Raw genomic sequence first — 25,820 nt, 5'->3', positions numbered from 1 at the left:
CCGGTCGCCGCGTTGCCTGCGCCTCCGAAGGAAAAGCCCGTCCCTGATAGACGGAAGCCAAGCCAGCCGGACCCCTTCGAGCAGCTGGATGCACTCATAGGCCTCAACGGCGTCAAGGCTCGCGTCGCTCAACTCGTGGATCAAATGCAGTTCAATGCGGCGCGCGCCGCGGCAGGTCTGCCGACGGTCACGACCGCAAATCATCTCGTTTTCACGGGCAACCCCGGCACCGGCAAAACGACCGTGGCGCGCATTCTCGGCGGCATCTATCGCAAACTCGGCATCCTGAAACGAGGCCACGTGATCGAAGTCGATCGCGGCGGCCTTGTCGGCGAGTATACCGGGCACACCGCCATCAAGGTCGATACGGTGGTCAAGTCCGCACTGGATGGGGTGCTCTTCATCGACGAAGCCTACATGCTGGCGACGAAAAGAAAAGGCAATGGCTGGGTGGATGTGTTCGCGGAGGAAGCAATCGCGACCCTGCTAAAGCTGATGGAAGACCATCGCGATCGACTGATCGTTATTGCCGCAGGCTATACCAGGGAGATGAACGCCTTCCTCGATTCAAATCCCGGGCTGCGATCCCGCATCGGCAACATCATCGAATTCGAGGATTACGGCCCGGACGAGCTGACCCAGATCGTCATGGATCTTTTCGAGAGCAATCATTTCCTGGCGCGCGAACATACGCGCGAAAAGGTCCATCTCCTGATGATGCGGCTCTGGGCGGGCAAGGGACCGCAATTCGGCAACGCGCGCACCGCCCGCGACGTTTACGAAAAGAGCATACAAAACATGACGAGGCGCGTTGGCGGATCGGAGTCCCCGACCCGGCGGGAGCTGATGCTGGTGCTTCCCGCCGACGTGCCCGACATCTCGGACATCCGGCAAAGCGCGACCGATACCGGCGATGGCGGCGGACGTTATGAGGAACGCGACGAAGTGCTTTCCCCCGCGCCAACCCGCGCTCTGAAGCGCACGCCGGGCAAGAAAGACAGGGGCAAAGGCGAGGAGAAGGGAAACGACATACCCCGGTAGGCTTAAATTCGCGTTGAAGCCTGCGAAACTGTTATAATTCAATGATGGGAATTCGCAGCAAGGGCAATGGCCGGAAGGCCGCGCCGAAGAGCGAAATGCCGGCGCTCAAGGTCAAGCTGCGCGGCAAGGATAACAGCGCTCTCACCATGCAGCAGCTCGGCGAGGGGCTGCGCGAAGCCGCCGAAACTCTCAAACAATATGAAGATGGCTACCGGATAAAGTCGGCAACGCTTTATCTCACCATGATCGATGAGCACGGTACGCCCGTATGCATCAACAAAACGAACGAGCTTACCATCTATCCTTATCAATCGGCGGCGGAGGAGCACAAGCTCTGAACCTCCAGGCAAGGGTTGCCCTGCAACCCGGCTAGCCTTGCGGCAATGAGCGGGGATGGCCGTCACAGGGCCGCGCCGCGCGTGGCTTGCGCCAGCCCTTGACGGCAAAGGGGCGCGAGCCCCTCTCTTCGCGCGAGGGATCGTCACCGTCCGGCCGAAACGGAGATTCGGGGCCGCCAGGCCTAGAGCCCGGTCCTCGCCCGCGAGGACGCGCCGGATACCGCAATTTTGCAGCTTTCAACGGAGCGGATTGGCCCTCCCGGCGTTGGTTCCCCAAAGGAGGGCCCGGCATGGGAGCCAAGTCAGCAAAGCTTTACCGCATGGTCACGGACCAGCACATCTGTCCGTTCGGCCTGAAATCGCTCGACCTCCTCACGCGTGAAGGTTTCGCCGTCGATGACCACAAGCTCACGACAAGAGCCGAGACCGACGAATTCATGGCGAAGGAGCACGTCAAGACGACCCCGCAAACCTTCATCGGCGGCGAGCGCATCGGCGGTTACGACCAGCTGAGAAAGCATTTCGGAAAACCCGTCGCCGATCCCAAGTCCGTCACCTACCAGCCGGTCATCGCCGTATTCGCGACCGCCGCGCTCATGGCGCTGGCGGCGAGCTGGTCCGCCTTCGGTACGCTCCTGACTATCCGCGCCGCCGAATGGTTCATCGCGTTCAGCATGTGCATCCTCGCCATCCTGAAACTGCGCGATCTCGAAAGCTTCTCCAACATGTTCCTCGGTTACGATCTCCTCGCGCGGCGCGTCGTGCGCTACGCCTATCTGTACCCGTTCGGCGAGGCGCTTTCCGGCATCCTGATGATCGCCGGCGCGCTAAAATGGATCGCAATTCCTATAGCGCTCTTAATCGGCACAATCGGCGCGGTCTCGGTCTTCAAGGCTGTCTATATCGACAAGCGCGAGCTGAAATGCGCCTGCGTCGGCGGCGACAGCAATGTTCCGCTCGGCTTCATCTCGCTGACCGAGAACCTAATGATGGTCGCGATGGCCATCTGGATGATCTTTAAGTAAAGGAGATTTGAGCGAATGTCCTACGCGCGCTTTCTCGCGATGATCGCGGTTTCGACCGTCGCGATGTTCGGCCTCATGTATCTCAACACCTACGCGGCGGATCACGTCTTCTACAGCCAGACGCGTGTCTGGATGGCCGTCCTCATGGGCGCCGTAATGGCGGTCATCATGCTGGGCTTCATGTGGTCCATGTATAAGGACAGGCGCGCGAACATTGCGGTCCTCATCGCCAGCGCCATCATCTTCGCCGCCTCTCTGTGGCTCGTGCGCAGCCAGCAGACGGTCAGCGACGTCAGCTACATGAAAGCCATGATCCCGCACCACTCGATCGCCATCATGACAAGCTCGCGCGCCCATATCCGAGACCCGCGCGTGCGAAAGCTCGCCGACGGCATCATCGAGGCCCAGGTGAGGGAGATCGGCGAGATGAAAGAGCTTATCGCCGATCTTGAGCGCACCTCGCCCGCGGCGGACGCGCCGGACCTGCCGCCGCGTCCGCAAACCCGGTGAAGCTTGCCGGAGCAAGCCTCACGCTGCCTCCCCGGTTATCGCCTCGGCCCGGAAATTCTGCAGATCGACATTGACCCAGACCGGATTTTCGGGGCCGGTCCTCGCGTGGCGGATGGCGCTTTCTTCATCCCACGCGTCGACGACCATTTCGTAGTGGCGGATTTCCTCGAACTTCACGATGTAGCGTTTCATCTGCTTCTCCTCTGTAAAGGGAAGAAAGGCGCTTACGCGCCTTTCTCCTCGGTTTCGGAAGGAGTGCGAAGAACGATGCGGCCGCCCGAGACGGGAACCAGATCGAGCTGCAAGGTAAGACCCTTGCCGTCTTCATGATCCCAGGCTGCGCCGATGCGGGTCCAGAAGGACTTGTCTTCTCCCTTGTCCGTCACGTGATACGCGATGTACGCAGGTGCCTTCGCTTCGCGGGTTTGATTGCCGTTTTTCTTGAAGTTGCGTGCCATGATTTGCTCCTTTTGCTGAATGTTCGACACGCCACACCTAGGACGGGGCGGCAGAGCGCCCGGATCACTGCTTTTGCAAAGGAGGGGCATCGCCCGGCTGCACAAGCGGCACGCGCGGAAGCCGGGGACACCTTGGAAAAACCCGTAAGGGCCCGGCATTGAACCGGAAGCGCGCCCTGTCAGGTCATGGCGTATAGAGTCGAACCACTCAGCCCAAAGGGGCAACTGGCGCGAAGCAACTCGACAAGGAAACGAACCGCTACCCGCGAACGCAAGCGCTGCACGACGACGTTGCGCTCACGCCGGACGGGGACAGCATTCTGGACGTATCGCGGCGCTCCAATCATAAGGACGGGCTGGCTGGCCGCCTCAAAGCAGGAGCGCAGCTGCACCGGGCGGCGGCGTCATCCGCCCCCGGCGAAACCGCGAGTCATTGCGCCGCTAGCGCCCTTCGGTCCGCGACCACTTTCTGCTGTGCGCCAGACTAGACAGTCCGCGGCGACTACTTCAGATCGACGCTGTCCACATGCGGCCGTGGAACGCCATCGACCGCATCGCGACCAAATTCCCTGTAGGTCGCGAATAAAAGAATGCCAGCAACCACAATCCAAAACAGCCTTCCAAGCGATATTCTCATGCTCGCCCCCGGCCAGAAAGGAGGGAAGTGTGCGCGCATCGCGGGCGCAGTTCAACAATAAGAATGGATAAGCTCTTCTAATGGCGCGGACATCGGCTTTATGCCCTGACCTTGATCGCGTGCGCGATCCGCCGCCTGGGGCCAGGCCCCGCGGGCGCCGCCGTGCGGCGGCGCTGGACGAGACGGCAGGCGTCTCTTTGCGGTCAGGGCGATGCGGTGCCGCGCCGCTAAGCTAAGGCTTAAAACGGTTTGCAAGTAAGGCGCCCCGCGCACTCCTGGGGCGATAGCCCTTGATCGTTACGGAAATGCAAGCCGCGAATGAAGAAAAGATCGGGATAGAATCGCATCTCAACATATTTCAGGTGGCGCGCGCTACCAGACCTACCGTCTAATCAAAGCATGCGGACAGATTCCGCATCGGGGCCTTTCAAACCCCGTGCTAGCGGTCGGACGTGACCGTCATTTACGTCCCTTGGCATTTGGCCGGGGGGCTGCACTGCATGTTCAGGGCTCCGGCCTAAAGAGTGCTGCGATCGTCTAGCACGGTTTTGAAACTCCCGGCCACCAGCGAGGTGGCATTCCCTATAACCAAGGATGATAGAGCCCGGCGAATAGCCGGAGCATGCGGGAGTGCATGTCAGGACGCAAGAGCAACGCGAGATCAGGCGAAGCGCCCCACCCTGTCGATGTGATCGCAGGGCGGAACCTGCATATCGCGCGCACGCTCGCGGGCTACACGCAGCAGCGGCTTGCCGATGAGGTCGGGCTGACGTTCCAGCAGATTCAGAAGTATGAGAACGCCAAAAGCCGCATGTCGATCTCGCGCGCGTGGCAGTTCTCACAATTGCTCGGCATCAGCTTCTCCGCCTTCGTCGAAGGCGCGGACGATAAGCCGATCGACTGGGCGATGAGCGGCCCGGAATTCAATGAGTGGCTATCTCTGTATGTCAGAGCGCGAAAGACAGATCAGCTTCCGGAGATTACTGCGGTTGCTAGCCGTATCGTGAAGCTATGTGAGCCTGACCCCGAGCATTCGCAATGTCGGTGATCGTTTTTCCATATACGATTTGGATGTGGCTCAACTCGATACGCAATTGGTTCGTGTACCGAACGAACAGCATAATGTATGATGTTCAGCGATTTTATTTCTGTCGCAAAATTACTCCGTAGATAATTCCGCAACGTAAGCTGGAAAGGATTTTGGTGGTACTAATTTGAAGAATGAGGATTTCAATCGAGCTTTATTTCCGTTCAAGTACGTTCCTTTCACTGCCATTCCGCCCGTGCGGCTGCGGCCGGAAATGCCAGATATCCTACGTCAATGGATATACGGTTTCTACACGAAGGAGGACGACGACGCTTTCCTGTTCCTCCGCATCCACCTTGTGATGTTGCTAATAAATATCGGAATTTGCGCGTTCTTTATTGCGGCATTTCATGACCCAAGCATTCTAGGCGTTGCGACCCCCGGTAAGGTCGTTTCGATCTTTCTGTTGCAGTACCCGGCCCGCATCGTTCCATGTCTAGTGCTCGCAGCTAGTATTCTGACATTGCTGACATTCGCAGTTCAATCGCGCAGCCTGCGAATAGGTGAAGTGCAAGATGCAAGCAGACATATCGAGGCAGAAGGTGCATCCGTCTATGAGAAGGCGAGCAACGCGCAGTATATCGGAACACTTCTCTTCACAATCGTTGCCTTATATCGGCTGGACGTAATCCCAAAGTATTTCGCGGGATATAAACTCTACGCGGGCGCGGTCGATTTGGTTCACGAACCGTGGCGGACGATGATGTCGTTCATGCCCGTTTATGTGTTTTTCTTTCAGCTGTTTGTCGTGAACGCACTAGCATTCTGCGTGATCGCGTTGTCGCGCAGCGCTCTACTGCGCTTAAAAAATATTAATAACAACTAACGTTGAGTTCTGTCCCCGCATGTTTTTCCCGCTGAACCTCCTTTTCACAATTCCAGATCAGAATAAGCGACCAAAGCCGAATTGGTTTTTATCCAACTTCGTCTACCGGAGTTACACGCCACATTCAGTGGAAGCGTATATCTTTGTCAAAACGTACGTTCTTTGTCTAATTGCAAATGCATTTTTAGTGTCGGCGCTCGCATACTCATTCGTCACCAAGTCAGATATTGCAGTTGGATTCATCTCATTTCGCTTCGATGCCGCGCGCCCTCTTGACGGCATTGCTCGTCAATTTCCGCACAATGTATTTCCTGTTCTCATCATTTTGGCGCTAGCATACTCGACGTGTCTTTTTCTGCTTCACAGCGACTATCTTAGCGCATCTCGTTGGCGCGATCCGACGCGCAGCAAATATCACTACGGAGACAAAATGCCGCCGCTGCCGACGTGGCATTATCTTGCAATCGTTTTCTTCGGCTCAATCTGCCTATTCTACCTGCACGGACTTCCAGAGCTGCTCAGAACATACAGTGGGATAAAACGGCTCTACTCCGAGCCCCAACTGCAAGCATTTTTTCTGGTGGCGCTTCTATATGTCGGTTTGTTCCAAACTCTCATAGTCCCAATAAGCTATAGCTTCATCAATGTCGTACGCGATGTCTTGGGCCGCTTTGCATGAACTCTCGTAAGCCTTCATATCGCGATCGGGTTGCAGAGATACGCAAGAGACGGAGCGCTGCGCGGCAAGAGTTTATCGTCACAAATGCTTATAAGCGGAAAGTGTACGCACAACGTCTGACCGGCATTCTAGTGATAGCGATAGGGCTACCGCTGATGTTACCGGCTTACCTCATATCTCATTTTTTTGGCGTGTCACCGTATACATGCTGCGTTGCCGCGATTTTTGTTTCGATCGTTTTGTCTGTCCTTTTAGCTCAAGAAATTTCTAACAAAAAATATGGAGATGAATAATGTCTTTGTGGTCTAGCTTAATTGATATCGCCCTCGACGCAGCAGCAGAAGCTGCTGAACACCTACCTGCCAGCGGAGCTGGCACGCTGGCGTCCCAGGTTAGGATTTTTGGCTTCACTGCAACGGGCCTTGCTGCCGAGGCCGAGGCGGTCGCACATGACGAAAATCCATATGTCGCGATGGCCGCGGTGCTCATTGGAATCGGTGTGGTTTCGGCGTTGCCCGAGGTAGCTGTGGCGACGGCTGTCGAGCTCGGGGTAAGTTATTCACTTCCAATTTTGGGATCTCTGATATCAGAAGGCGCGTTGGCGACCATTATCGAAGGAGTAATCGTAACAGGCGCGTCGTCTGTTATCGAGAATGTCGCCGAGTGGGGTATCGATGGCATTTTGGAGGAGTTTCGAGGCCAAGCAGAGGATGCGCCTACAGAATTCGCCGACCCTATCAATCTTTCACCGCTGCCCGCTATAATCACCGGAGACATTCAGCCGGCGTTCGCCTCAGCGATTTCGGCAGCAAGCCCGCTCGTCATCGACCTGTCGTCCGCTCATACGGGCGTGACGCTCACCAGCTGGAACGCCTCTACTACCGAAACGTTCTTTGACCTCAACGCCAACGGCTTCGCCGTTCAGACCGCATGGGTGAGTGGTGACACCGGCCTGCTCGGGCGCGACCTTAACAGCAACGGCCTGATCGACTCGTCGGCCGAGCTCTTTGGCTCGCCCACCGTAGACGGCTTCGCAAAACTCGCGGCGCTCGATTCCAACCATGACCTGCGCATCGACAACAACGACGCCGACTGGAGCACGCTTGTCGTCTGGACGGACGATAGCGGGGATGCCGTCACCCAGACCGGAGAGCTTCATTCGCTCGCCTCGCTCGGCATTGCGAGCATCGATCTTGCGGGCGTCGCCGCGTCAACGTCCACAATCTCGGGCAACCCGATCAGCCATACGAGCAAGGTGACATTCACCGGCGGCGCGACGGCGACAATCGCGGATGCGTGGTTCATCCACGACAACACGAATTCCTACTATGTGGGCGACTACACGCTCGATGTAGAAACCCTGTTCCTGCCGACGCTGCGCGGCTATGGCACGTTGCCGGACCTGACGATCGCAATGAGCCAGGATTCTGATTTGAAGGATTTAGTGGCGGATTTCGCGGCGAATTTCACGTTCGCCGACTTAGCGAGTGCCTCGGCAGCGATTGAAGACATCCTGTTCAAATGGGCTGGCGTTGAATCCATTAGCGCTACATCGAGGGGGTCGTACATCGACGCGCAGCATTTGGGCTTTCTGGAACATCTTGTCGGAACTGATTTTTATCAGCCCAGCTGGCATTCAGCGAATCCACAGTCCCAGGCAGCCGCGTTTCTGGAAGACGCCTATCAGACCGCACTTGCGCATTTATCCGCGAATCTCCTAATCCAAGTTGGCCTTGGCGAGCTCTTCACGAATCCCGTCACATACAATCCCACGACAGGAGAAATCGAAGGAGACCTCGCTCTATCAAGTGCAGCGATAGCGGGCCTTGCAACAATTGCTCCCTCTTCGAGCGGGCCCAATGAAGCATTCTGGCAAACATTGGCAGGCTTTGTTGATGGCACAAAGGGCATTGCCAATCTGACTTTCGACGAGGCGACGTGGATTGATGATGCCGTCACGGCATCGAACGCTTCACTCGACTGGTCTGCAGTGTTGAACAGCTATTATCATGACGCAGGGACCAACTCGATTGCTGGAACGAACGTCGCCGATACGCTCTATGGCGGCACGACCAACGACTCGATAGACGGCAAGCAAGGAAACGACATAATTCATGGAAGCTTCGGCAACGATACCCTCGACGGCAGTGATGGCAACGACACGCTATATGGCGATGAAGGCAACGACATTGTCCGAGGCGGCGGTGGCAACGATGTTCTTTGGGGCGGAGACGGAGATGACAAGCTGTACGGCCAGTACGGCGATGATACATACCATCCCGGCGCGGGCGGCAACGTCGTCTATGGTCTAACTGGCGCAGATACGTACTATTACGAAGGGGGCGAGGACGTCTATAGCGACACTGGCGGAACAGACGTTATCTATCTTCCGAGCGGAATCTCGCTGAGCGATCTTTCCTTCTTACGCGTTCCTACCTACGACTCCACAGGAAATTACAATGATCTTTTAATCTCGATTAATGGAGCTGGCTCCATTCAGATCAGGAACGAATTTTCGTCGTCTGGTCTCGGCTCGGGCAGTATCGAGTCGATCGTTTTCGCTGACTCTTCGACGCTAAACCTCACAACGCTTGCAAATCCCGTAGTTTACCTTTCGTCAGGCAATGACAACTTCTCCACCTCCGCGCCCGGCGAATGGACGATCTACGGGGGAGATGGTGACGACGTTATTTATAGCAATACGAGTGCATCTCATGTGTTCGACGGCGGCAACGGAAACGACAGGCTGACCGGCGGCAGTGGTGACGACACATATATAGCTAGCGCCGGGCTGGATAGTATATCGGAGAACGGCGGAACGGACACAATCGTTGTGCCGGTCGGATATACAATTGAGGATGTCGAGTTTTACCGAATTCGCAATTCGAACGGGTTTACCAACAGCATGGGAGTTTCGATCACTGGACTGGGCCAGATGGTTCTGGGGAATCATTTCTATAACAATCCGATCGAGTATATGCATTTCCTTGAAGATGACAGCATCATCTCCCTTACAATGCTTTCGATTATGACCACAGGAACCGCAGGAAATGATAGCCTGTCTCCCCCGAATAATAACGCGGGTCTGAACGATGTTCTTGATGGACGGGAGGGGAACGACGCTTTGTATGGAGAGGCCGGCGACGACACCTACATTTTTTCTGACGGCCATGACAAGATTTACGAAACAAGTGGCGATGACACGATACTCGTGCGCGACAGATATTCGCCATCGGATATAACGATCGCCTGGAATTATGACGCGGTGAACGCGAGCTCCAACAACGGGTTTATCCTGACGGATACTGATGGAAATACGGTTATAGCGACCGATCAATCCACATCGGCCGGAAAAGTAGTTGAGCACATCGCATTCGCCGATAGCACGATTTGGAATCTGGACGAGCTGGAGCTCACGCTCACAGGCACTTCTTCCAACGACAACCTTCAAGGCCGAGACATCGGTGACGCTAGCAGCGCTGACACGATCTACGGTTTGGGCGGAAACGATCAAATTAGTGGGAACTTGGGTAACGATCTTATCTACGGCGGCGACGGGAATGATTCTTTATATGGACGGGAGGGAGATGACATTCTCTACGGAGGAGATGGCGCTGATTTGATCTATGCATCGAGTAACGACGGCAATGATCTTCAGTATGGCGAAGGAGGCAACGACACCTTGAAAGGTGCTGACCACAGCATCCTTTATGGAGGTGGCGGCGACGACCAGCTCTACAATATTTCCACCTCCAGCTATGCTGCAAACACGGTTGTGACGATGTATGGCGATGATGGAGCAGACACCCTTTGGGCGGGGTACGGTCAAACGATCATGCATGGCGGCAGTGGAGCGGACACGCTCGTAGGCAGCACAGGTCAGGACACATTTGTGTTTGAGAATGCGACTGCTTTTGATGCCGTGGATACTCTCAAGAGCTTCAACAAGAATGGGGGAGATAAACTCGACATTTCCGACATCCTTGATGGCCACTACGACCCGCTTACACAGGCAATCACCAACTTCGTCCAGATAACGACGAACGGCAGCAATTCCGAGCTGTATGTCGACACGACCGGAACAGCGACGTTCGGCGCGGCGCAGCACATCGCGACAATTCAGGGTGTGACCGGCCTGACTGACGAGGAGGCTTTGGTGACTGCCGGCACGCTGCTGGCAGCCTAGGGCATCAGGTGCCGGGAGCCGCGGGGCTGTTGCCTTGCGGCTCCGGCGGAGCCGGACGCAGCGATTTCCGCGTCACTTCAATGACGTTCGTCTCAAAGTCATGAACCAGACCCGCGCGGCGGCTCAAGAGGTCAACCTGTTTGCGCTGTAGCGGCAGCCACTTCGATGCCGGATCGTCGGTGATCTCGATGCCATTCTCCCGTATATAGGCGAGCGTCCTCTGATGCTCTGCAATTCGCTCTGTCAGGTCTCCCTTCGTCCTCCTGAGTCTTAATTCCGCAAGCTGGTCGAAATCCTTCTCGTACTGCCTGCGGCGACGGCCCAGTTCAACGCCGATCGCCATCTTACCATCGTGGTCGCCGCCATCATGCCCAAGCCAAGTGTTGCGCATGTGAATATGGATCTGCGCCTGCGAGAGGGATTTCATCTCAAGCCTGTCCAGGCGGCGCAGCGCGTCATAGCGGCGCTGAAGCTCTGCGGCTTCATGGTCGTGCCGCTTGCGCACCGATTCCTCGATCTGCCGGTGAAACTCCTCCATCGTGCGCCTGAATCTCGTCTGACGGGCTTCCTGATACCGCACGAGTTCGCGAAGGAAGGCGATCTTCCTGAGGTAGAGCGCAAGGCCCACCGCCTGCCACTTGCGCCGCGCGAGATGCCGCCGGCGCTCCGCCATAAAATGCGCGAGCAGAACCTTGCGCTCATGCATATGGCGGATTTTCATTGCCTGCCATTGCAGGTCGAGCTTCAGCTTCCTTGTGCGCTGCGCGGCGAGAAGAGCGTTGCGGAAGATTTCCGCGGTCCTATCCTTCTTCAGTCGCTCGCGGGCGGCGTCCTGTACCGCCGCCGCGCGTTGCAGCATGAGGAGCCGCGCCTTTTCCGCGCTCGGGAGGTGGGCGAGATCGAGCCTTTCCAGCTTTTTCGCCACATCCCGGGTCTTTGCGCCTTCGATCTGGCGCGCAAGGCTGTGAATGTCGCCGGCAAGGTCGACCACGACGAAGGCGCGGCGGTCGCCCTTCGCGAGCAGATAGCCGAGCTCTTCAAGGCTGTTCTGGAAGCTCTCGGCACTGTCGGACGTTCGCCATGCTTCCGTGATCGCCGCCCGGCGTTCCTCCGGCGTAATGCCGGAATTCTTCACCTGGGCCTTCTCGGCGCGGGTTGGCCGCTTTCCCCGCTCTGCGTCCGCAAACCGCTCCGCGCCGCGATCGTTCTTAAGGCCGTCCGACAGCTCAAGCCCGAACTCGGCTGCCAGCATCTGCGCGCATTTGCGCAGCTTCTGCCGGTCGTGGGAAAGATGGATGGCCTTCATGCGCTCGATGTCGATGCGCGACCACACGACATGGCAGTGATGACGGCCGCTCTTGACGTGAAACAGGACCACACGCGGCTGCCCCGCGAGGCCAAGGCGCTCCTCGATGAGCGCGATCGCCCGCATGAACTGCTCCCGGGTGAGGGGCTGCGGCGGGTTGATGAAGGCGGCGTAGACGCCTTCTTTGGCCTGCGTGCCCGCGCAGAGCGCGTCCATTTCAGCGAGAGCGCCGTCGATGTCGGTCGCGACCGTGCCGATGACTTCGGCCAGCTCGACCGTTTCATTGTCGGCGGTGTTCTGCAGATGGCGCGCGAGCCACCTCGTGTTGCCCGTCTGCAGCCCCGAGATAATCACGGCCACCGCCCGCGCACATTAGTGCCGCGCAATATAGCCATGACGTCACCTCTCGAAATCATGGCTTGCGCCCCAGGGCGGTGAAGCACAGGAGCCGGAGCTCGGACAGATCCCGCAGGGCTGTCTCGACCGCTTGCCCGTCCGCAAGCTCCGCCGCGCTCCTGAAGGCCGTTGCGAGCTGGCCGATGCGGCCCAGCAGCAGGGCGACGTCCTTATGACTGGAGGTCGGCCGCCGGGCCGCGCGCGGGATAGGAAAGCCCAAGGCAGTGCACCGAAGGTAGGTAGCGATCGGGACGCCCGCCGCATTAGCTTTTGCGCATATAAGGGCGTCCTCAAGAGGCGTGAAGCGGACGCTCCGCCGCTTCGATCGCTGCCGTGTCTCACTGCCGCTTTCCGCCATCGCACCTCCCGCGCCGTGGCGTCTCCCGGGCCCCATGGCCGGTCGTGGTCGCGAGGGGCGCGAAAACCCCTCGTCGGCGGGCGTGCATAGAGGCAGCGCCGGCCGCAGGCGGGTCCAGGGTGGCCGTGAGCCCTGGTCGTGGTTGCAAGGGGCGCGATAGCCCTTTGCCGGTGGCGGGAAGTTGGACACGGCTTCCGCCAGCCGCGGGCGCATCCAAGGCCGCCTTTCGCCTTGGTCGCAGGGTGCGGGATAGAATGGTCCCGCGTCGTCCGTTCGCCGTCAGCCGAAGGGCTGATGATGCGAGCGGACGACATAAGCTAGGGGTGCAACGGGGGGCGGCATCTGAGCCCCCCTCAAGGTGTGCGCGGCGGTCCGCGCACACCTTGTATCCCGCGCTAATTCTAATTTTTATTTTGCCATAACGCTCTCTGAGGTTGCAAAGAATGCAGTTTGAGTCCGTCACGGTTACATGCGAACGAGCGAATATATGTTTGCGATGAAGCCGCTATCGAAGCCGCTAAATTAGCGCTCCACATCATCCTGCATCCGGGCGTATGCAAAAAAAGACCGGGCAGCGCTGACGCGCTGCCCGGCATATCGTTACTGCTTCACCGCGAAGTGCTTTTTGATCGCGCTCCACTGCTCCACAGCGGGCAATCCCTTGCGCTTGGTGTAGCCCTGCATCGGAAAGCGGAAGTAGCGCGGCTTCCACTTCTCGGCCTTCTTCCGGCCCCCGGTGCCGGCAAGGCAGTGACGGATCGCGTCCTTCTGCGCTTTCGCTGTCTCGGCGAGGTGAATGCCGGCCGTCTGCTTGCCGGCGACTTCTTCCAGCATCGCATTGATCGCGGGTTTGTCGCGCAGGAGGTCGAAGAACGCGTCGTCCGGCGTCCACCACTGGTCCATGTCGACGGCGAGGAGGTGCCCCAGTATCTCAACCGATGCGCTCCCCGCGGGAACGCCGCCCGCCGTGATGAATGTCAGCACGCGCAGGATTTCCGCGTCGGTCAGTTGGAGGAGACGGGCGAGCAGGGCCGGCGCGCTTGCGGCATCCCGCTTGCGCAGGGCCTCGGAGTCTTCCTGCGGAAGGCCCATCAGGACACGCAGGTTCTCGCGCTCCGTAGCGAGGACGGTCACTGCCTTGCTGGCTTCCAACGAGACATTGATGGCCTCATTACGCTGGGCGCCCTGGATCTGGGATCGCGCGTCCCACAGGCCGTCCCTGCTGACGAGGCTCGCCACGAGCAGCCGGATCGCAAGCTGCGGGGATTTCAGAAGCTCGGCTCTGACGGCATTCTGCCGGTGCAGGTCAACGTAGCGCATCGCGGCGCTGGTCAGCTCCGCCCGCGCCTGGTTTTTGTCGCCGGCCGTTTCACCCGCATCCCCGGCCGCTGCCTTCCGGTCGCGGCGCTCGGCTTCCTTGGCCTCAAGCCATCCTTCATGGAAAGCGATCTCGCCGTTGGAAGCGCAGGCGATATAGACCTTGCCGCCTTTCGTCCTGCCGCGCTTCACCTTGTCGTACTGGTGGAAATGCGCGCCGATTTCCATGATGACGACATCGTCCCAGCCCTCCTCAAGATAAGCGGCCTGGCGGTGGATGACGGCCTCCGTCTGGAGCTTCCAGAACTTCTCCGCGTCGTCGAAATAACGCTCTTCCCCGAAGAGGTCCGACACGATGTTGCCGTTGTATTTTTCCGGCGGGAATATCGCGGACGATACCGGGATTTCGGCGCCGAACAGCCACGCTTTCAGGCGGCGTCCGGTCGGGGCGTATTCCTCCGGGTCACGGAAGAGCTTAAGCCACGCCTTCTGCTGCTTCGGCGTCGCCATTGTCAGCTGCTGTATCGTCTCCGGCTCGATCTCTCCCTCGCGGTAGGCTTTGAGGACTGGCGGGATCAGCGAGGCAATCGCAAGGCGGCGTTTGACGAGAAGCTCCGTCACGCCGAATTGGCCCGCGATCTCGGCAACGCTGCGGCCCTGCGCGACGAGCGCCGCGAACGCCTCGTACTGGTCGATCTCGTCCATCGGCAGCCGCGCGACGTTCTCGGCAAGGGATGCTTCGAGCGCGGCCGCGTCGTCGCCGTTTTCAAGCAGCGCGCACGGCACCGGACCGAAGTTTCCGGTCTCCGCCTGGAGCGCCTGGCAGGCGAGCAGGCGGCGCTGCCCCGCGATGACTTCGAAGCCATCGCAGTTGGGCCGCACGAGGAGCGGCTGGATCACGCCAAGGCTGCGGATGCTGGCGATCAATTCGCCAAGCTCATCTTCCGCGCCGCGCTTGCGCACATTCACGGGCGACAGCTTAAGGTTCGAGAGTTCGATATGCTGAAGTTTCATGGTTGTTTTTCTCCATGTTGTTGGGTGCTGAATTGCACCGATGCCTCCATGGAGATCAGCCGGACCAAGCCGGGTCCCAAGCTCCTCTTCGTTTCAGGAGGGTCCGCGCGAAAGCGCGGAAGCCGGAAACGAAAGGAGCTCTGAGCAACGGACGCGGCGCTGCGGACGGCTGGTACAATGCATCTATCGCAAGAAGCCAATTTCAAAGCGATCTGAATCCCGCTCGTAAGAAAACACGCGCGAGGGACAGTCACCTTGGGCCGAAACCCGCGATGGGGTTCGGGGAGCGCCGCGCAGGGCGCGAGTATGGCCCGGTCCGGCAAGGCGGACGCGCACTATCTGTAACGAAACATCCTCATCAAATCTCTTATCGCCAATTTCGGCATCAGCCTCGTGCAGAAGGTGCCGCGTATGAAGCAATCCGCCGCAAAATAGCCTTCACGCTTTCCTCCTACGTCCACTGAAGAATCCCGTCCTTTGATCTTGCCGACTTAAGCGCTTCGGCGGCTTCGCGGCTGCAAGCGCGGGCCATGCCCTGGCGCTCCTCCTCTCACGTTGCGGTCGCAAGGCGATGCAGCCAGCCGCCTGCGGCGCTCCTCCCGTCGCAAGAAGGCCGCGATGTCCGTGGCCGGAACAAAGGAGGAAATCATGAGAGTTATTTCACAAAGCGAATTGCTGCGCGCCACGAAATTCGAGCTGCACGTACTGCTGCGCGAAATCACGGCGAGCCTGCCGGCGCTAAGGGAAGGCTCGCACGAGCTGAGGATCGCTCACTACAATCTGCACAATATCCGGCTCGCCATAGCGCGGCCGGATTTCCGGCCGCGCTGAGCTCAACGCTTTCACGCGATTTCCGGGGGAGCGTTTCCTAGGAAGCCAGGACAGCGGAGAGTATCGAGCTGGCTCAAACGTCTACGTTCGAAGAGAGTAGGCTACGATGCTTGCCTCTTGCTCCCTCACCAAAGCCTGGAATGCATTGAAAGCGTCTCTACCCCGGTTATATTGCTCCGTCATAGCCGCCACGACGATGTCCAGGCTGAGCGCGGGCAGCCCTCCAAACGAGTAGCCTACCTGCTTTGTCGTCCGGTCGAGCTCGCGTTTCGCGATTTGCGTAATTCCGATGACGAAGCGCGGCGAAAACCGATGATTATAGGCGTTACGAAAATCACGCGTTTCTTCCTTGAAATCGTTTCCCCCAATTTTTTCGATGCGTCGTTTGAAGTCGTTGTACTTGCGCCAGCCTGAGCCGTGCTTGTCGGCGGCCTCGAAATAGACGTGTTGGTCTAGCGGGAAATCGTCTTCCCATGACATTCCGTCGCGAGATCGGTTGGCCTGATGCGATAAATGCGCCGCCGCGAAGATAAACCGCGACCGGATTACGTAAGGAAGGGTAAGCCCGGCGGTTGCGATCGGATCTATAAACTCATGGGTCGCATCCAGCTTTTCATTGTCAGTCATAGATGCTGTAACGACATTCCATGCCTTCAGACGGCAAGTGTAGTCGTTCAATTGGTTGAGACTGTTTGCGATCTCTCGCGAAAATTCATCAAACATGCTTCTGTATGGTAGCCAGAGCACGTCAAGAGGATTTGGCAAAGCACCCCAGTCATAGCCGACAGGTCTCGCGTCGTGCTCAATGACATCCAGCGCATCCCGGTATCGGCGATACAGCTCGACTAGCATCGAGCTATTCCCCAGTTCGTTCATGGGAGGCTCGCTTTACCAAAAAGGCGCAAATTGCGCAGGCAACGCTGACTACGAGTTCAGCTTCTTCGTCGCCCGCGCTACCGCCTTCATGCAGATGGCGCGCGTGGTTCGACGCAAAACCCCACAGCTTCTCCGCCGCGGTATCAAGCGGCTTTGGTAGGTCCAGCTTCGGAATCAGCTTTCCGAGCGTCGTGCTGTCATCCGCTATCTCGCGCGCCGTGCATTCGAGCGCTGCCATCGCATGTTGAATTGCTCCGGTCCGGTCCGGCATCGGTCTGCGTGAAATATCCCGCAGCGCCTCGTGAATTTCGTTCGCAGACGTCATATGTCCCGCACTTTGCAAAACGCGCGCGGCTTCGTCCGTTGTCACCGTGAAGGCTTCGCCGCCCCGGAATACGATTCCGTCCGGATCTTTCAACTCCCAACCAATGCCTTTCTCCCGAAAAAACCTATTCAGCTCATTCGAAAAGAGCTGCCGATTCTCATCGTCGTATTCCAGCGAGCGCCACAGTGCTTCGGCGACATCGTAAACTTTGAACCACTCGCAATCTGCAAGTAGGCGTAACACCTCGCCCCAAATATTGGGATACTCTGACCAGCTATTCGGGTCTGGAGCTGCGAACAATACCCGGCAAGCAATCGTCCGTATCTGCGTCGGGCTCATGCCCGCCGTCCGGGCGATTTCGGCGACCGCATAGCGCAGGTCGGCCGGCGCTTCTTCACGCATTACTATCTCTGCGTCCACTGCGCCGTAGCCGTATCGATTCGAAAAACCTCTGTTCATTTCCCCATCATATCACTCAGCTTTTCCTTCTGCACATCCAACTTTTATGTCACACAATCCGAAAGGCTAAATAGGCATGCTTGCGCGGGCCGATTCTCGGAAGCGTCCCTCACACTTGGATTATGAGATTTTCATATGATCATTCAGTGCTACACTTAGTTAGGCGGCTCAAGTTGCTAAACGCTTCAGATACATCGCCGCTTCGGACGCCCTGGCGGCGGCAGTGAAAACGGCGCGGCTGTCGTCCTTCATCAGCTTCAGCCACTGCGCGAGATATTGAGCGTGATCGGGACGCAAATCCTGCGTGATCTGAAGCTCCGCGCACAGGAACGCCGCGCCGATTTCAGCGACCAACTCCTCGGCGGCATAGGCCTGATCGCCGAAGCGCTTGCCGAATTCCCGGTCAAGCCGGTGTTTCGCGCCGGTCCAGTGCGTCAGCTCGTGGACGAGTGTCGCGTAATAGCCTTCGCTGCGGGACAACGTCCCGGTGCCGCAAAATGCATCCTCGGAAGGCATCTGGATATGATCGGTCGAAGGCCGGTAGAAGGCCCGGTCGCCGCCATGCTCGATCCGCGCGCCCGTTGCGCTCACGAAAGCATCGGCGCCAGCGATGCGCTCGACGGGCCCGAGCGGATCGGGGGACGCTGGAACGGCATAACCGTCGACCTGCGCCGCGTTGAACACCCGCGATGCTCTTGCGACGCGGCGCTTGCCATCGTCCTGCGCGCCGTCAGGATCGGGCTCCGCGTCGAACTCCTTGTAGAAGATGACAGGACTGGATTTCTCGCCGGCGCGGACCTGAGCGCCAAGCTCCGACCACTGCTTGTAAGTGGCCCAGACGGGTGAGCTGAAGCCCTTCAATTCGGCGGCAACCCAGAGGCTCACGATATTGATGCCGTTATAGCCGTTCTTCGTCAGCGCATTGACGGGCATGAACAGAGCGCCTGAGGATTTGCGCCAGGGCAGTTGAGGTGCGCCGGGATTCGCCTCGATCGCGGCGACAAGCTGTGACGTGATCTCGGAATAGACATCCTTCCGGATGGATACGGTTGATTGGGTGGACATTGCATCGCCTTTGGCTCTTGCGAGCCCGCCGTAATTGGCGGTCTCGATGCCGAGCAAAGGCGGCGGTGAACGAGCGGATGCGGAACTTCGCGCAGCGAAGCGGCCCGGCTTGCCGGAAAGCCGAGGGCTTGCCCTTGAAGCGTGCGCGCACCGGCGCAGAGTGTAGGCAAAGTAAGAGACCGCTTCTTATGGCGGGACGCGCGACAAGTGATGATGCAATACGGCCAACGGGCGGACCCGTGACGGATGTCCTGACCTCAGGAGATCGCGTTCGCGATTGCCGCTATGGGCGCAAGGCCCGCGGGCGCACCGGCAGGCGGCGCGCTTGACGAGACGGCAGGCGTCTTCGTTGTCGGTCAGGACGGTGCGTGTCCGCCCGGATCAATGCGGGCGTTTCTCCGAGGGATCGCCGGAAGGCTTCTTCGCCCGTTTGGGGCGCATCACGTTGATGGCCGATGCGTCGAGCAGATCTTTGATGTGAGCGGCGTAGAACTTCTGAATCATTTCGACGCTGGTGCGGCAGTTCTTGGCGAGCGCATAGATGTCGGCGCCCTCGATAAGTCGCATGCATATGTACGTATGTCGCAGACTATAGGCGGTCCGCTTGTTGCCTTCGCGGTCGAGCTTGAGCTTCGTGCGTTGAAGCACGCCGTTGAACATCTTGATGTGATTGCTCGGGAAGAGCGCATCGGTCGGCTCGGGATAGCTCGGCTCCTTCGTCGGACGATCCTCCGGAGCGTCCTTGAGCCAGATGTCCGAGTCGGCTTTCGCGCGTTTGAGCAGGCGCTGATAGGGCTGCACCGCTCCGGGCATGCTCTTGCAGAAACCGACGCCGCGCTTGCCGCGCACCTGGATTTCGAGAATGCGTTCGTCGGTGTCCCGGTCCTTGACGACGGTCACGTCGCGATGCTGAAGGTGTCGGACCTCGTCAGGACGAAGCCCGGTATTCGCCATGAACAGCACGAAGTCGTGCACCTGTTCGGCGCTCCATTTGTCCTTTGGACGGGCCGTCTTCGCGTATTCGCGGGTCGCGGTATAGAGCTGCTTGTATTCGTCAGGGCTGAACCAGGGACGATGAACGATTTTTCCCTGTGTCTTATATGGCGGAGAAAGGTCAGGCAGGAAGGCGAGCCAATTGTGCCGAACCGCCGTCTTGAGGGCGAGGCGCAGCGTCACGATTTCATCGTGAAGGGTGCTGCGGGTCGGAGGCTTGCCGTGCCTTGTAAGCTGCGAGGCACGGTGAACGCGGTATTCCTGAACCTTGCCCGGCGTGACTTCCGAGATACCCAGCTTTCCAAAGAAAGGGCGAAGGTGAAGCCGCAGACGATCTTTGTGGCCTCGCGTCCACCGCTCGCTGCGCTGTCCCTCTGTGATGATCTCGTATTCTTTCTCGAACTGATCGGCGACCTGGTCGAAGGTCTTTTCTGTCTTGAGGAGTCCGGCGCGGGCCTTGCCGCGCAGTCCGAGATACCAGTCTTCGGCGAACTGCTTGGCGGGCTCCAGATCCTGCTCGCCCGTGCTCTTGCGATATTGCTTGCCGTCGATCGAGGCCGAGCACTGCCAGTATCGGCCGTCTCCGCGCCGATAAACCTGAATCAGTCCTCCCAATAGCTCGTGGCTCGCCACTTTCGCCTCCTGAAACCCATTATAGCAGGACGGAGGGAACTGGTCGAACTGTGTGCTAGCGGTGTGCTAGCCGAATTCTGGCAAAAAGAAAGGGCTGGCGTTTTGCCAACCCTTTGATTTTCTTCTTAAATTTGGTTGCGGGGATAGGATTTGAACCTATGACCTTCAGGTTATGAGCCTGACGAGCTACCGGGCTGCTCCACCCCGCGCTAAGCTCTTTACTCCTGCCTTCTCGAACCATCGCTGGAGGTTGATCTTATCGACGCTCGGGGCGTCGACCGATTACCGGAGATCCTGGGAAGGCAATCCGGGCAAATGCCCGCAGTGTGCAGCGTATGTACCAACACAGGTTTGCTTTGGAAAGGGCTATAGCTGATATTTTTCCGAGCTTCGCGGCGACGATCTGTAACGTCGCCCGGACACCTTTTTGAGATTATTCAGCGAGCTTTTGCGGCGCGAACTCGTTCGGTGTGGTTACAAACGAAGGTTTCATGGTGAGCGCCTAAACGGCAGTGGGTCTCAGCGTCCCAACCGAGAGAGCCGGAAAGTGCAAAACCAATCTCGCTCTCGATGCCAAGGACGATCGGCCTAGAGCGCGGATCGAAGAAAAAGGGCGGATACATTGTCAGAGCTTTGCAGCGAACTCACACCAGCGCGGTGTGACCACCAGCACGAGCACAGTCTCTCCTTTCCCTGAATGGTTTGAGATCACGTTTCAAAATAACGGGTACTGGCTAACCGGCATGAGCGCCTGGACGTTAGTCGCTCGCGGTCGGCGGATCGGCCTTACCGATCCGACAAAGCTGGCGTTCATTGATGAAGCCGCGTGCGTCACGAGCCTAGCTCGGCTGCGCGGATGGATACCCCAAAACATACGGATTCACTGGTCGTCGAATTTCGCAGCTGCTAGCGCCTGGACGCCGGCCCTTGAGCGAATTCCCGCAACCCGTTAGCGAGGACTGAGGGCAGGAATCATATTGCTCGCAAGCTTCCTCACCAGACCGACGAAGGCTGCTGTCCAGGCCAATAGCGCGACATAAATAAAAACGTCGGCAATGGGACGCAGGAAATCCAGCCGCATAGCGCTAGACATCTCATAAGTACAGACGGTGTACATTCCTAACGGAAAGACTGCACTCCAATATGCGGGATCGTATCTGAGCGGAAATCGCCGATGAAAATGTCGCCAAACAACCAGGACGATCAGTAGCGGAATCCACCAGGTTCCAGCTGCCCAGAAGAAAATCGTGAAACCTTTGAGGAAGGGGAGCAATTCATCAAGAAACCATGCATCTGCGGCGTTCTCAATCAGAACCGAACCGGCAAGCGTAGAGATCGCCATCGCGCCCATGTTGATCCAATATGAGGGCACGAAATCGGCCGGCGAGAACTTGAAGAACATGTAGCGATAAAAAATCAACGAGATGATCGAAATGTACAGCATGCCGCCCCATAGCAACATCGACAGGGCGAGAAAATTGACATCCAGCCGAAGAGGCTGACTAATATGCCGCGCGAGGAGCGCGCTAAGAAGCGAGATCGCTTGCGTCGAGACAACCGCAAGCAACCAAGCTCCGGTAATACCCTGATCGATCGTCGGCTTGCTCTCCATGATCGTCAGGTTAGCGAAAATCGTGTAGGTCAGGATGATCCAGAGTAAAATGCCAAAAATCCAGAGTCCCAACGCCAGGTTTAAGGCACCTGCAAGTATCAGCTGATTTGCCATCACGCCCGTGGCAGCAACTGCGGAGAGAAATCCTGGGGCCGATCGGTGGTCCGTCAGATCGGCAATCAACGCTCGACGATAGCGGACGAGCCTCCACGACGTTAAAACCCAGAGTACGACAAACTGCGCCGCATTCAGCCACAAGAGAGTGACAGCAATCGGATGAAAGCCTGCCCGCTCCGAGGCGATGGAGACAATCCCGGTAGCCATAACTAAGGCGAAATATGCCGGTGAAAGGCGACGGGCACCGCGCATGCGAAGCCGGAAGCGACGTTTCGATTTGTCGAACGGCTGCACTAGACTTTACTAACCTTAAGCTCGAGCGCTACGTTAGCACAACCGCCCCGATACCGGGGCGGTAATGACGTCTTTGAACGAGCCGACATGACATTCGTAGCCCTCTAATAAGGGCAACCTAATGTGCAGGAACGGCCTCGGCAATCGCCCCACGGACCGGTTTGACATCCCTGAAACCGACTCGTGTGAATGCGATGTAAAACGCCGCACCATTCATTAACGCCCAGACGACGAAACCTAGCGTGTAGCCACCCAGGAGAAAGTTGCTGGCGGCTAGGATCGCTGTCATCGTAAAGCCACAGGCAGCGCCTGCCGCTTTCGCAAGTCCGCTGACGGCACCCACATGCTCGAAGTAGATCGGAATCAGCTTGATCACCGCCGCCGCAGCCGCGCCAGATATCAGTGCAAGTCCATAGATGGCAACCAATTCCAAGCTCAGCGAAAGCTGTAAGGCGAGGAGCACGGCCAAACCGGACATGGCGCCAAACATCCAGGTTAGGATTGACAGAACGTCGTACCGATCGGCAAGCCATCCACCGAGTGGCCGCGTAATAGCAACGCAGACTACCAGTAGCGGGGTATAAAATGCTGACGCGCTAGTCGGATTTACGTGCCAAAAATCGACCAGATAGGTCGGCATCGTTGATGCGAAGAAAACAAGCGTGCCAAAAGCCACCCAGTAAAGCCCTGGCACCAGCCACACGACTACGCCGGATCTATATACGGCGAAGATCTCTCGCATAGACGTATTCTTAAGTTTCCTGTTCGGCGGGTCAGATGTAAAAAACATGTAAACGGCCGCCATTAGCAGCGTAGGAATGGCGAAGATCGGAAAAATAATCCGCCAACCCTCAGGATCGGAAGCGTCCACAAGGTTCGTAATCACAAACGTAACCACCATCATACCGACGGTGATTCCCACATTACCCAAGGCAAAAAGGCCCAAAGCCATGCCCTGCCTCGATTTGGGATACCAGGACGATACGTGAGCGTTACCGACCACGAAGGTCGCGCCGCCGAGCCCGAGCATCATTCCTAGAAATAGGAAGGAATAATAGCCTTCGGCGAACGTTCCAAAAATCAAAACGACCGAAAGGCAGACAAGCAAAATGGTAAATACCGTCCGACCACCGTACTTGTCGGTCCAGATACCTAGCGGGATACTAATGGCTGCCGCAAAAAGCGGCTCCATGGCCGCCAAAACAAGTACCTGAGTACTTGTGAAATGATACCACTCAATAAGGAACGGGGCGAGCGCGGAAAACATTCCCCAAATCGCAAAACCAAGCGAAAACGCCACGGTCGATATAAACAAAATCCTCGCATTGCCCTGAGGCTCGTCCGTCTTATCAACCCCGACATGTTCCACGGGTAGCTCCTACAAAAATGCACTTGGCAGGTTCGTGCTCAGCGTTTCAATAAAGTTGTTAACCTTGGCTGGACCTTCAACCTATTCTGTTACCGCTCACCTCGTCGGGGAGCTTACACACTTGACAATACAGCCATATGCCTAAGTGGACTCATCGGGCCAAGGTCAGCCCATAACACTCGCCGGCGAGTTGTTGCTCGCCGGCGCTACTCTCAAATTTCAAGATAGAATTTATATCAAGCTTCAGTCATTATACCAAGCGTTAGTGCGCCTGTCTAACAGTGTTTCTGATTTGAAGCTGATAGGGCCGCCACAGATACCAGAACGGGAACATGATCAGGTGCACCAAGCGAGAGAAGGGGAAAAGTGCAATCACCACAAACCCGTTAAGCATGTGCGCCTTAACCGCGAATGGCAACGCCGAGATATAGTGGGTCTGCGGGTTTAACGACACAAGCGAAATAAGCCAGGGCACAGCCGTATCAATGTACCAGTCGGCACCCCACCGATAAGCCAGAGATACCCAGAACCCGAGGGCCACCTGCACGAGGAGCGCTACAAGCAGAACGCCGTCCATTGGGCTCGTGACAGCAAGAATCCTTTCCGTCGTGAAACGACGAACCATCAAAACAACGAGCCCGATCAAAGCGGCCAAACCGAATGTGAAGCCGATGAGTTCAATTGTGTACAAGGCGGTCGGAGTAGCTGTAAGGCTCGCCCACATCCCTGGAACCAAGAAGCCGATAAGGTGCGCAAGCAAAACCACAACGATACCGTAATGCCACGGCACCGAACCCCAGAACAGCCGCCTGTTCTCCAAGAGCTGAGAAGATAGCGTCGAATAGGAAAAGCGGTTTGTACGGTACCTGTAAACACCCCCAATTACCGCTATTACGATCGCCAAGTATGGCAGAACCGCAAACAGGAATACGTCATACATAGAATTTGCCTCCGTCACACATGGGATATGCTTCTCACGCTCGCCAATCCAGTAGGTCGTCTGCGGCGACCTCAGCAAGTGGCTTGTAAACCTTGAAGTGCTGTCTTCCAGCCTGCGTCCAAAACACAACATGTGTTTCAACCGGCGGGCATCCGGGGTCCGAGCACGGAAGCTCCGACACCATGATGGTCTCATCCTCGTCGAGGTTGAATCGTTCCCGTGTCCAGCCAAGCACACGTTCCTGCTCTGCCGACCGGTCAGCACGCTTCTTAGTCATACCTTCGTTCAACAAAAGACGAAGCGCATCAAGCGCCTGATGATACGGGTGGGCGCGCTTTTCAACTTCATCAATGTCGTAATCTTCGCTCATCGCCAACAGGAAGCCGCCCTCAAGAACATCACCCTGGCTTTGACCGCTAAGTTGCTTCCGATCATCCTTTTGGTTCTGTCCTTCAAGCAGCTTTCGCGCCTCGCGCTGCTGATCCTTTAGCTGCTTGCGCAACTCGCGATCATCCAACTTTGAGCGTTCAATTCCTGTGTCGCCGTCAATATCGGCATGACCGTGTTGGTGACCCTCGGTTTCCGGCTTTGTCGTCATGCGCTCAAGTGCCGGCAACAACCCCTTGTTCAGTAGCGCATCGATATCTTCCCCATCATTCTGTGCAGCGAACCGCAGCATAATTGACAGGCGATCAGGAATTTCGGACGCGCTCGATTCGAAACCGCTAGCGCGATAACTCTTCTTCAGTTCGACCAAAAAAATACTGCGTTTATAGTTTTCGCCGAATAACTGATACCCAACATACGGGTGGCATATAGAGTTTAGGTCAAAAAATCCGCTATAAACCTCCTGCAGCTTTCCAATACCAGTTTCTTCAGCGAAACTACGAAAGCTCTCAAGTAAGGCAGCCGCTTGTGGTTGGACACCGCGAACCAGCGCTGCACATTCGGACGCCTTGCGATCCAAACCTGGAGCGGGGTAATCGAGGATGTCAGCAAACAGATCCAAAACTTTGGAGCGGTTCGAGTACAAAACCTCTGCGCGATGTGAAAAGCGACTCATAATCTTCTACAGCTAATGTTGTCCGCGGACACTATTACCGATAGCAGTCATCGCCTTCGCTAGCG

22 protein-coding genes and 1 tRNA gene (1 of these 23 running past the window's edge) are annotated in these 25,820 nt (G+C 57.4%); 10 read left to right on the top strand and 13 right to left on the bottom strand.

Annotated features, from left to right (window positions below):
* From BGN91_RS16710 to BGN91_RS16690, 5 genes are all read left to right on the top strand, one after another.
* A protein-coding gene (locus BGN91_RS16710) for a type IV secretory system conjugative DNA transfer family protein (protein ID WP_292615095.1) crosses the window boundary here: on the top strand, positions 1-100 show its 3' end. 1,790 nt of this gene lie to the left of the window's left edge; 100 of the gene's 1,890 nt are visible here — the last part of the coding sequence; its start codon lies beyond the left edge, outside the window; its stop codon occupies positions 98-100.
* 44 nt (positions 101-144) lie between these two features.
* Entirely contained in the window at positions 145-1,041 is an 897-nt protein-coding gene (locus BGN91_RS16705; RefSeq protein ID WP_292615120.1) for an AAA family ATPase, read from the top strand.
* Positions 1,042-1,136: 95 nt separating this feature from the next.
* Positions 1,137-1,379: a hypothetical protein gene (locus BGN91_RS16700; protein ID WP_292615093.1), complete on the top strand. Its 243-nt coding sequence runs from the start codon at positions 1,137-1,139 to the stop codon at positions 1,377-1,379.
* 290 nt (positions 1,380-1,669) lie between these two features.
* Entirely contained in the window at positions 1,670-2,404 is a 735-nt protein-coding gene (locus BGN91_RS16695; protein ID WP_292615092.1) for a glutaredoxin, read from the top strand.
* 15 nt (positions 2,405-2,419) lie between these two features.
* Entirely contained in the window at positions 2,420-2,914 is a 495-nt protein-coding gene (locus tag BGN91_RS16690; RefSeq protein WP_292615090.1) for a DUF305 domain-containing protein, read from the top strand.
* Positions 2,915-2,932: 18 nt separating this feature from the next.
* Here BGN91_RS16690 and BGN91_RS16685 read toward each other — a convergent pair whose 3' ends face one another.
* Together BGN91_RS16685 and BGN91_RS16680 are read right to left on the bottom strand one after the other, a co-directional pair.
* Positions 2,933-3,106, bottom strand: a complete 174-nt coding sequence (locus BGN91_RS16685; RefSeq protein WP_292615089.1) for a hypothetical protein — start codon at positions 3,104-3,106, stop codon at positions 2,933-2,935.
* A 32-nt stretch (positions 3,107-3,138) separates the two neighbouring features.
* Positions 3,139-3,372, bottom strand: a complete 234-nt coding sequence (locus BGN91_RS16680) for a hypothetical protein (protein WP_292615119.1) — start codon at positions 3,370-3,372, stop codon at positions 3,139-3,141.
* 1,271 nt (positions 3,373-4,643) lie between these two features.
* On the opposite strand from BGN91_RS16680, the gene BGN91_RS16675 reads away from it, so the two are divergent.
* The 4 genes from BGN91_RS16675 to BGN91_RS16660 all read left to right on the top strand — a co-directional run bounded on the left by BGN91_RS16675 (position 4,644) and on the right by BGN91_RS16660 (position 10,787).
* Complete coding sequence (locus BGN91_RS16675; protein WP_292615087.1) at positions 4,644-5,057, top strand: helix-turn-helix transcriptional regulator; 414 nt, start codon at positions 4,644-4,646, stop codon at positions 5,055-5,057.
* Positions 5,058-5,223: 166 nt separating this feature from the next.
* Positions 5,224-5,922 carry a hypothetical protein gene (locus BGN91_RS16670; protein ID WP_292615086.1) on the top strand — a complete coding sequence of 233 codons (699 nt, stop codon included), beginning with the start codon at positions 5,224-5,226 and terminating at the stop codon, positions 5,920-5,922.
* Positions 5,923-5,941: 19 nt separating this feature from the next.
* Positions 5,942-6,601 (top strand): hypothetical protein, encoded by a 660-nt coding sequence (locus BGN91_RS16665; RefSeq protein ID WP_292615085.1) that lies wholly within the window; start codon positions 5,942-5,944, stop codon positions 6,599-6,601.
* Between the two features lie 292 nt (positions 6,602-6,893).
* Positions 6,894-10,787 carry a type I secretion C-terminal target domain-containing protein gene (locus tag BGN91_RS16660; RefSeq protein WP_292615084.1) on the top strand — a complete coding sequence of 1,298 codons (3,894 nt, stop codon included), beginning with the start codon at positions 6,894-6,896 and terminating at the stop codon, positions 10,785-10,787.
* Between the two features lie 4 nt (positions 10,788-10,791).
* On the opposite strand, the gene BGN91_RS16655 is transcribed toward BGN91_RS16660, so the two are convergent.
* The gene (locus BGN91_RS16655) at positions 10,792-12,453 is read right to left on the bottom strand and encodes a relaxase/mobilization nuclease domain-containing protein (RefSeq protein ID WP_292615082.1); all 1,662 of its coding nucleotides are present in this window, start codon (positions 12,451-12,453) and stop codon (positions 10,792-10,794) included.
* Between the two features lie 994 nt (positions 12,454-13,447).
* Positions 13,448-15,178 (bottom strand): ParB/RepB/Spo0J family partition protein, encoded by a 1,731-nt coding sequence (locus BGN91_RS16650; RefSeq protein ID WP_292615081.1) that lies wholly within the window; start codon positions 15,176-15,178, stop codon positions 13,448-13,450.
* Between the two features lie 648 nt (positions 15,179-15,826).
* Here BGN91_RS16650 and BGN91_RS16645 point away from each other — a divergent pair.
* The gene (locus BGN91_RS16645; RefSeq protein ID WP_292615080.1) at positions 15,827-16,009 is read left to right on the top strand and encodes a hypothetical protein; all 183 of its coding nucleotides are present in this window, start codon (positions 15,827-15,829) and stop codon (positions 16,007-16,009) included.
* A gap of 81 nt (positions 16,010-16,090) precedes the next feature.
* On the opposite strand, the gene BGN91_RS16640 is transcribed toward BGN91_RS16645, so the two are convergent.
* The 9 genes from BGN91_RS16640 to narJ all read right to left on the bottom strand — a co-directional run bounded on the left by BGN91_RS16640 (position 16,091) and on the right by narJ (position 25,755).
* Positions 16,091-16,885: an integrase gene (locus tag BGN91_RS16640; protein WP_292615078.1), complete on the bottom strand. Its 795-nt coding sequence runs from the start codon at positions 16,883-16,885 to the stop codon at positions 16,091-16,093.
* Positions 16,866-17,669: an AbiJ-NTD4 domain-containing protein gene (locus tag BGN91_RS16635; RefSeq protein WP_292615077.1), complete on the bottom strand. Its 804-nt coding sequence runs from the start codon at positions 17,667-17,669 to the stop codon at positions 16,866-16,868. The genes BGN91_RS16640 and BGN91_RS16635 overlap by 20 nt, the downstream gene beginning before the upstream one ends.
* 168 nt (positions 17,670-17,837) lie before the next feature.
* On the bottom strand, positions 17,838-18,734 hold the full coding sequence (locus tag BGN91_RS16630; protein WP_292615075.1) for a zincin-like metallopeptidase domain-containing protein: 897 nt from the start codon (positions 18,732-18,734) through the stop codon (positions 17,838-17,840).
* Positions 18,735-19,115: 381 nt separating this feature from the next.
* Positions 19,116-20,360, bottom strand: coding sequence for a site-specific integrase (locus BGN91_RS16625; RefSeq protein ID WP_292615073.1), 1,245 nt, complete (start codon positions 20,358-20,360; stop codon positions 19,116-19,118).
* A gap of 132 nt (positions 20,361-20,492) precedes the next feature.
* A tRNA-Met gene (locus BGN91_RS16620) sits at positions 20,493-20,569 on the bottom strand.
* 740 nt (positions 20,570-21,309) lie between these two features.
* Positions 21,310-22,383, bottom strand: a complete 1,074-nt coding sequence (locus tag BGN91_RS16615; RefSeq protein ID WP_292615071.1) for a tellurite resistance/C4-dicarboxylate transporter family protein — start codon at positions 22,381-22,383, stop codon at positions 21,310-21,312.
* 118 nt (positions 22,384-22,501) lie between these two features.
* A complete protein-coding gene (locus tag BGN91_RS16610; RefSeq protein ID WP_292615069.1) occupies positions 22,502-23,752 on the bottom strand; it encodes an MFS transporter in 1,251 nt (416 codons plus the stop codon).
* Between the two features lie 262 nt (positions 23,753-24,014).
* Positions 24,015-24,692: a respiratory nitrate reductase subunit gamma gene (gene narI, locus BGN91_RS16605; RefSeq protein WP_292615068.1), complete on the bottom strand. Its 678-nt coding sequence runs from the start codon at positions 24,690-24,692 to the stop codon at positions 24,015-24,017.
* A 34-nt stretch (positions 24,693-24,726) separates the two neighbouring features.
* Positions 24,727-25,755, bottom strand: coding sequence for a nitrate reductase molybdenum cofactor assembly chaperone (gene narJ / locus BGN91_RS16600; protein WP_292615066.1), 1,029 nt, complete (start codon positions 25,753-25,755; stop codon positions 24,727-24,729).
* Between the last annotated feature and the right edge of the window lie 65 nt (positions 25,756-25,820).

This window comes from Nitrobacter sp. 62-13 (assembly GCF_001896955.1).
Classification (GTDB): domain Bacteria; phylum Pseudomonadota; class Alphaproteobacteria; order Rhizobiales; family Xanthobacteraceae; genus Nitrobacter.
Note: the sequence above shows the minus strand (reverse complement) of the source record. Positions and strands in the feature narration are given on the sequence as shown.

Excerpts from the sequence above, each read along its gene's own strand:
- BGN91_RS16705 (WP_292615120.1), top strand. The coding sequence starts at position 145 with ATGCAGTTCAATGCGGCGCGCGCCGCGGCAGGTCTGCCGACGGTCACG.
- BGN91_RS16700 (WP_292615093.1), top strand. The coding sequence starts at position 1,137 with ATGCCGGCGCTCAAGGTCAAGCTGCGCGGCAAGGATAACAGCGCTCTC.
- BGN91_RS16695 (WP_292615092.1), top strand. The coding sequence starts at position 1,670 with ATGGGAGCCAAGTCAGCAAAGCTTTACCGCATGGTCACGGACCAGCAC.
- BGN91_RS16690 (WP_292615090.1), top strand. The coding sequence starts at position 2,420 with ATGTCCTACGCGCGCTTTCTCGCGATGATCGCGGTTTCGACCGTCGCG.
- BGN91_RS16685 (WP_292615089.1), bottom strand. The coding sequence starts at position 3,106 with ATGAAACGCTACATCGTGAAGTTCGAGGAAATCCGCCACTACGAAATG.
- BGN91_RS16680 (WP_292615119.1), bottom strand. The coding sequence starts at position 3,372 with ATGGCACGCAACTTCAAGAAAAACGGCAATCAAACCCGCGAAGCGAAG.
- BGN91_RS16675 (WP_292615087.1), top strand. The coding sequence starts at position 4,644 with ATGTCAGGACGCAAGAGCAACGCGAGATCAGGCGAAGCGCCCCACCCT.
- BGN91_RS16665 (WP_292615085.1), top strand. The coding sequence starts at position 5,942 with ATGTTTTTCCCGCTGAACCTCCTTTTCACAATTCCAGATCAGAATAAG.
- BGN91_RS16660 (WP_292615084.1), top strand. The coding sequence starts at position 6,894 with ATGTCTTTGTGGTCTAGCTTAATTGATATCGCCCTCGACGCAGCAGCA.
- BGN91_RS16650 (WP_292615081.1), bottom strand. The coding sequence starts at position 15,178 with ATGAAACTTCAGCATATCGAACTCTCGAACCTTAAGCTGTCGCCCGTG.
- BGN91_RS16645 (WP_292615080.1), top strand. The coding sequence starts at position 15,827 with ATGAGAGTTATTTCACAAAGCGAATTGCTGCGCGCCACGAAATTCGAG.
- BGN91_RS16640 (WP_292615078.1), bottom strand. The coding sequence starts at position 16,885 with ATGAACGAACTGGGGAATAGCTCGATGCTAGTCGAGCTGTATCGCCGA.
- BGN91_RS16635 (WP_292615077.1), bottom strand. The coding sequence starts at position 17,669 with ATGAACAGAGGTTTTTCGAATCGATACGGCTACGGCGCAGTGGACGCA.
- BGN91_RS16630 (WP_292615075.1), bottom strand. The coding sequence starts at position 18,734 with ATGTCCACCCAATCAACCGTATCCATCCGGAAGGATGTCTATTCCGAG.
- narI (WP_292615068.1), bottom strand. The coding sequence starts at position 24,692 with ATGTATGACGTATTCCTGTTTGCGGTTCTGCCATACTTGGCGATCGTA.
- narJ (WP_292615066.1), bottom strand. The coding sequence starts at position 25,755 with ATGAGTCGCTTTTCACATCGCGCAGAGGTTTTGTACTCGAACCGCTCC.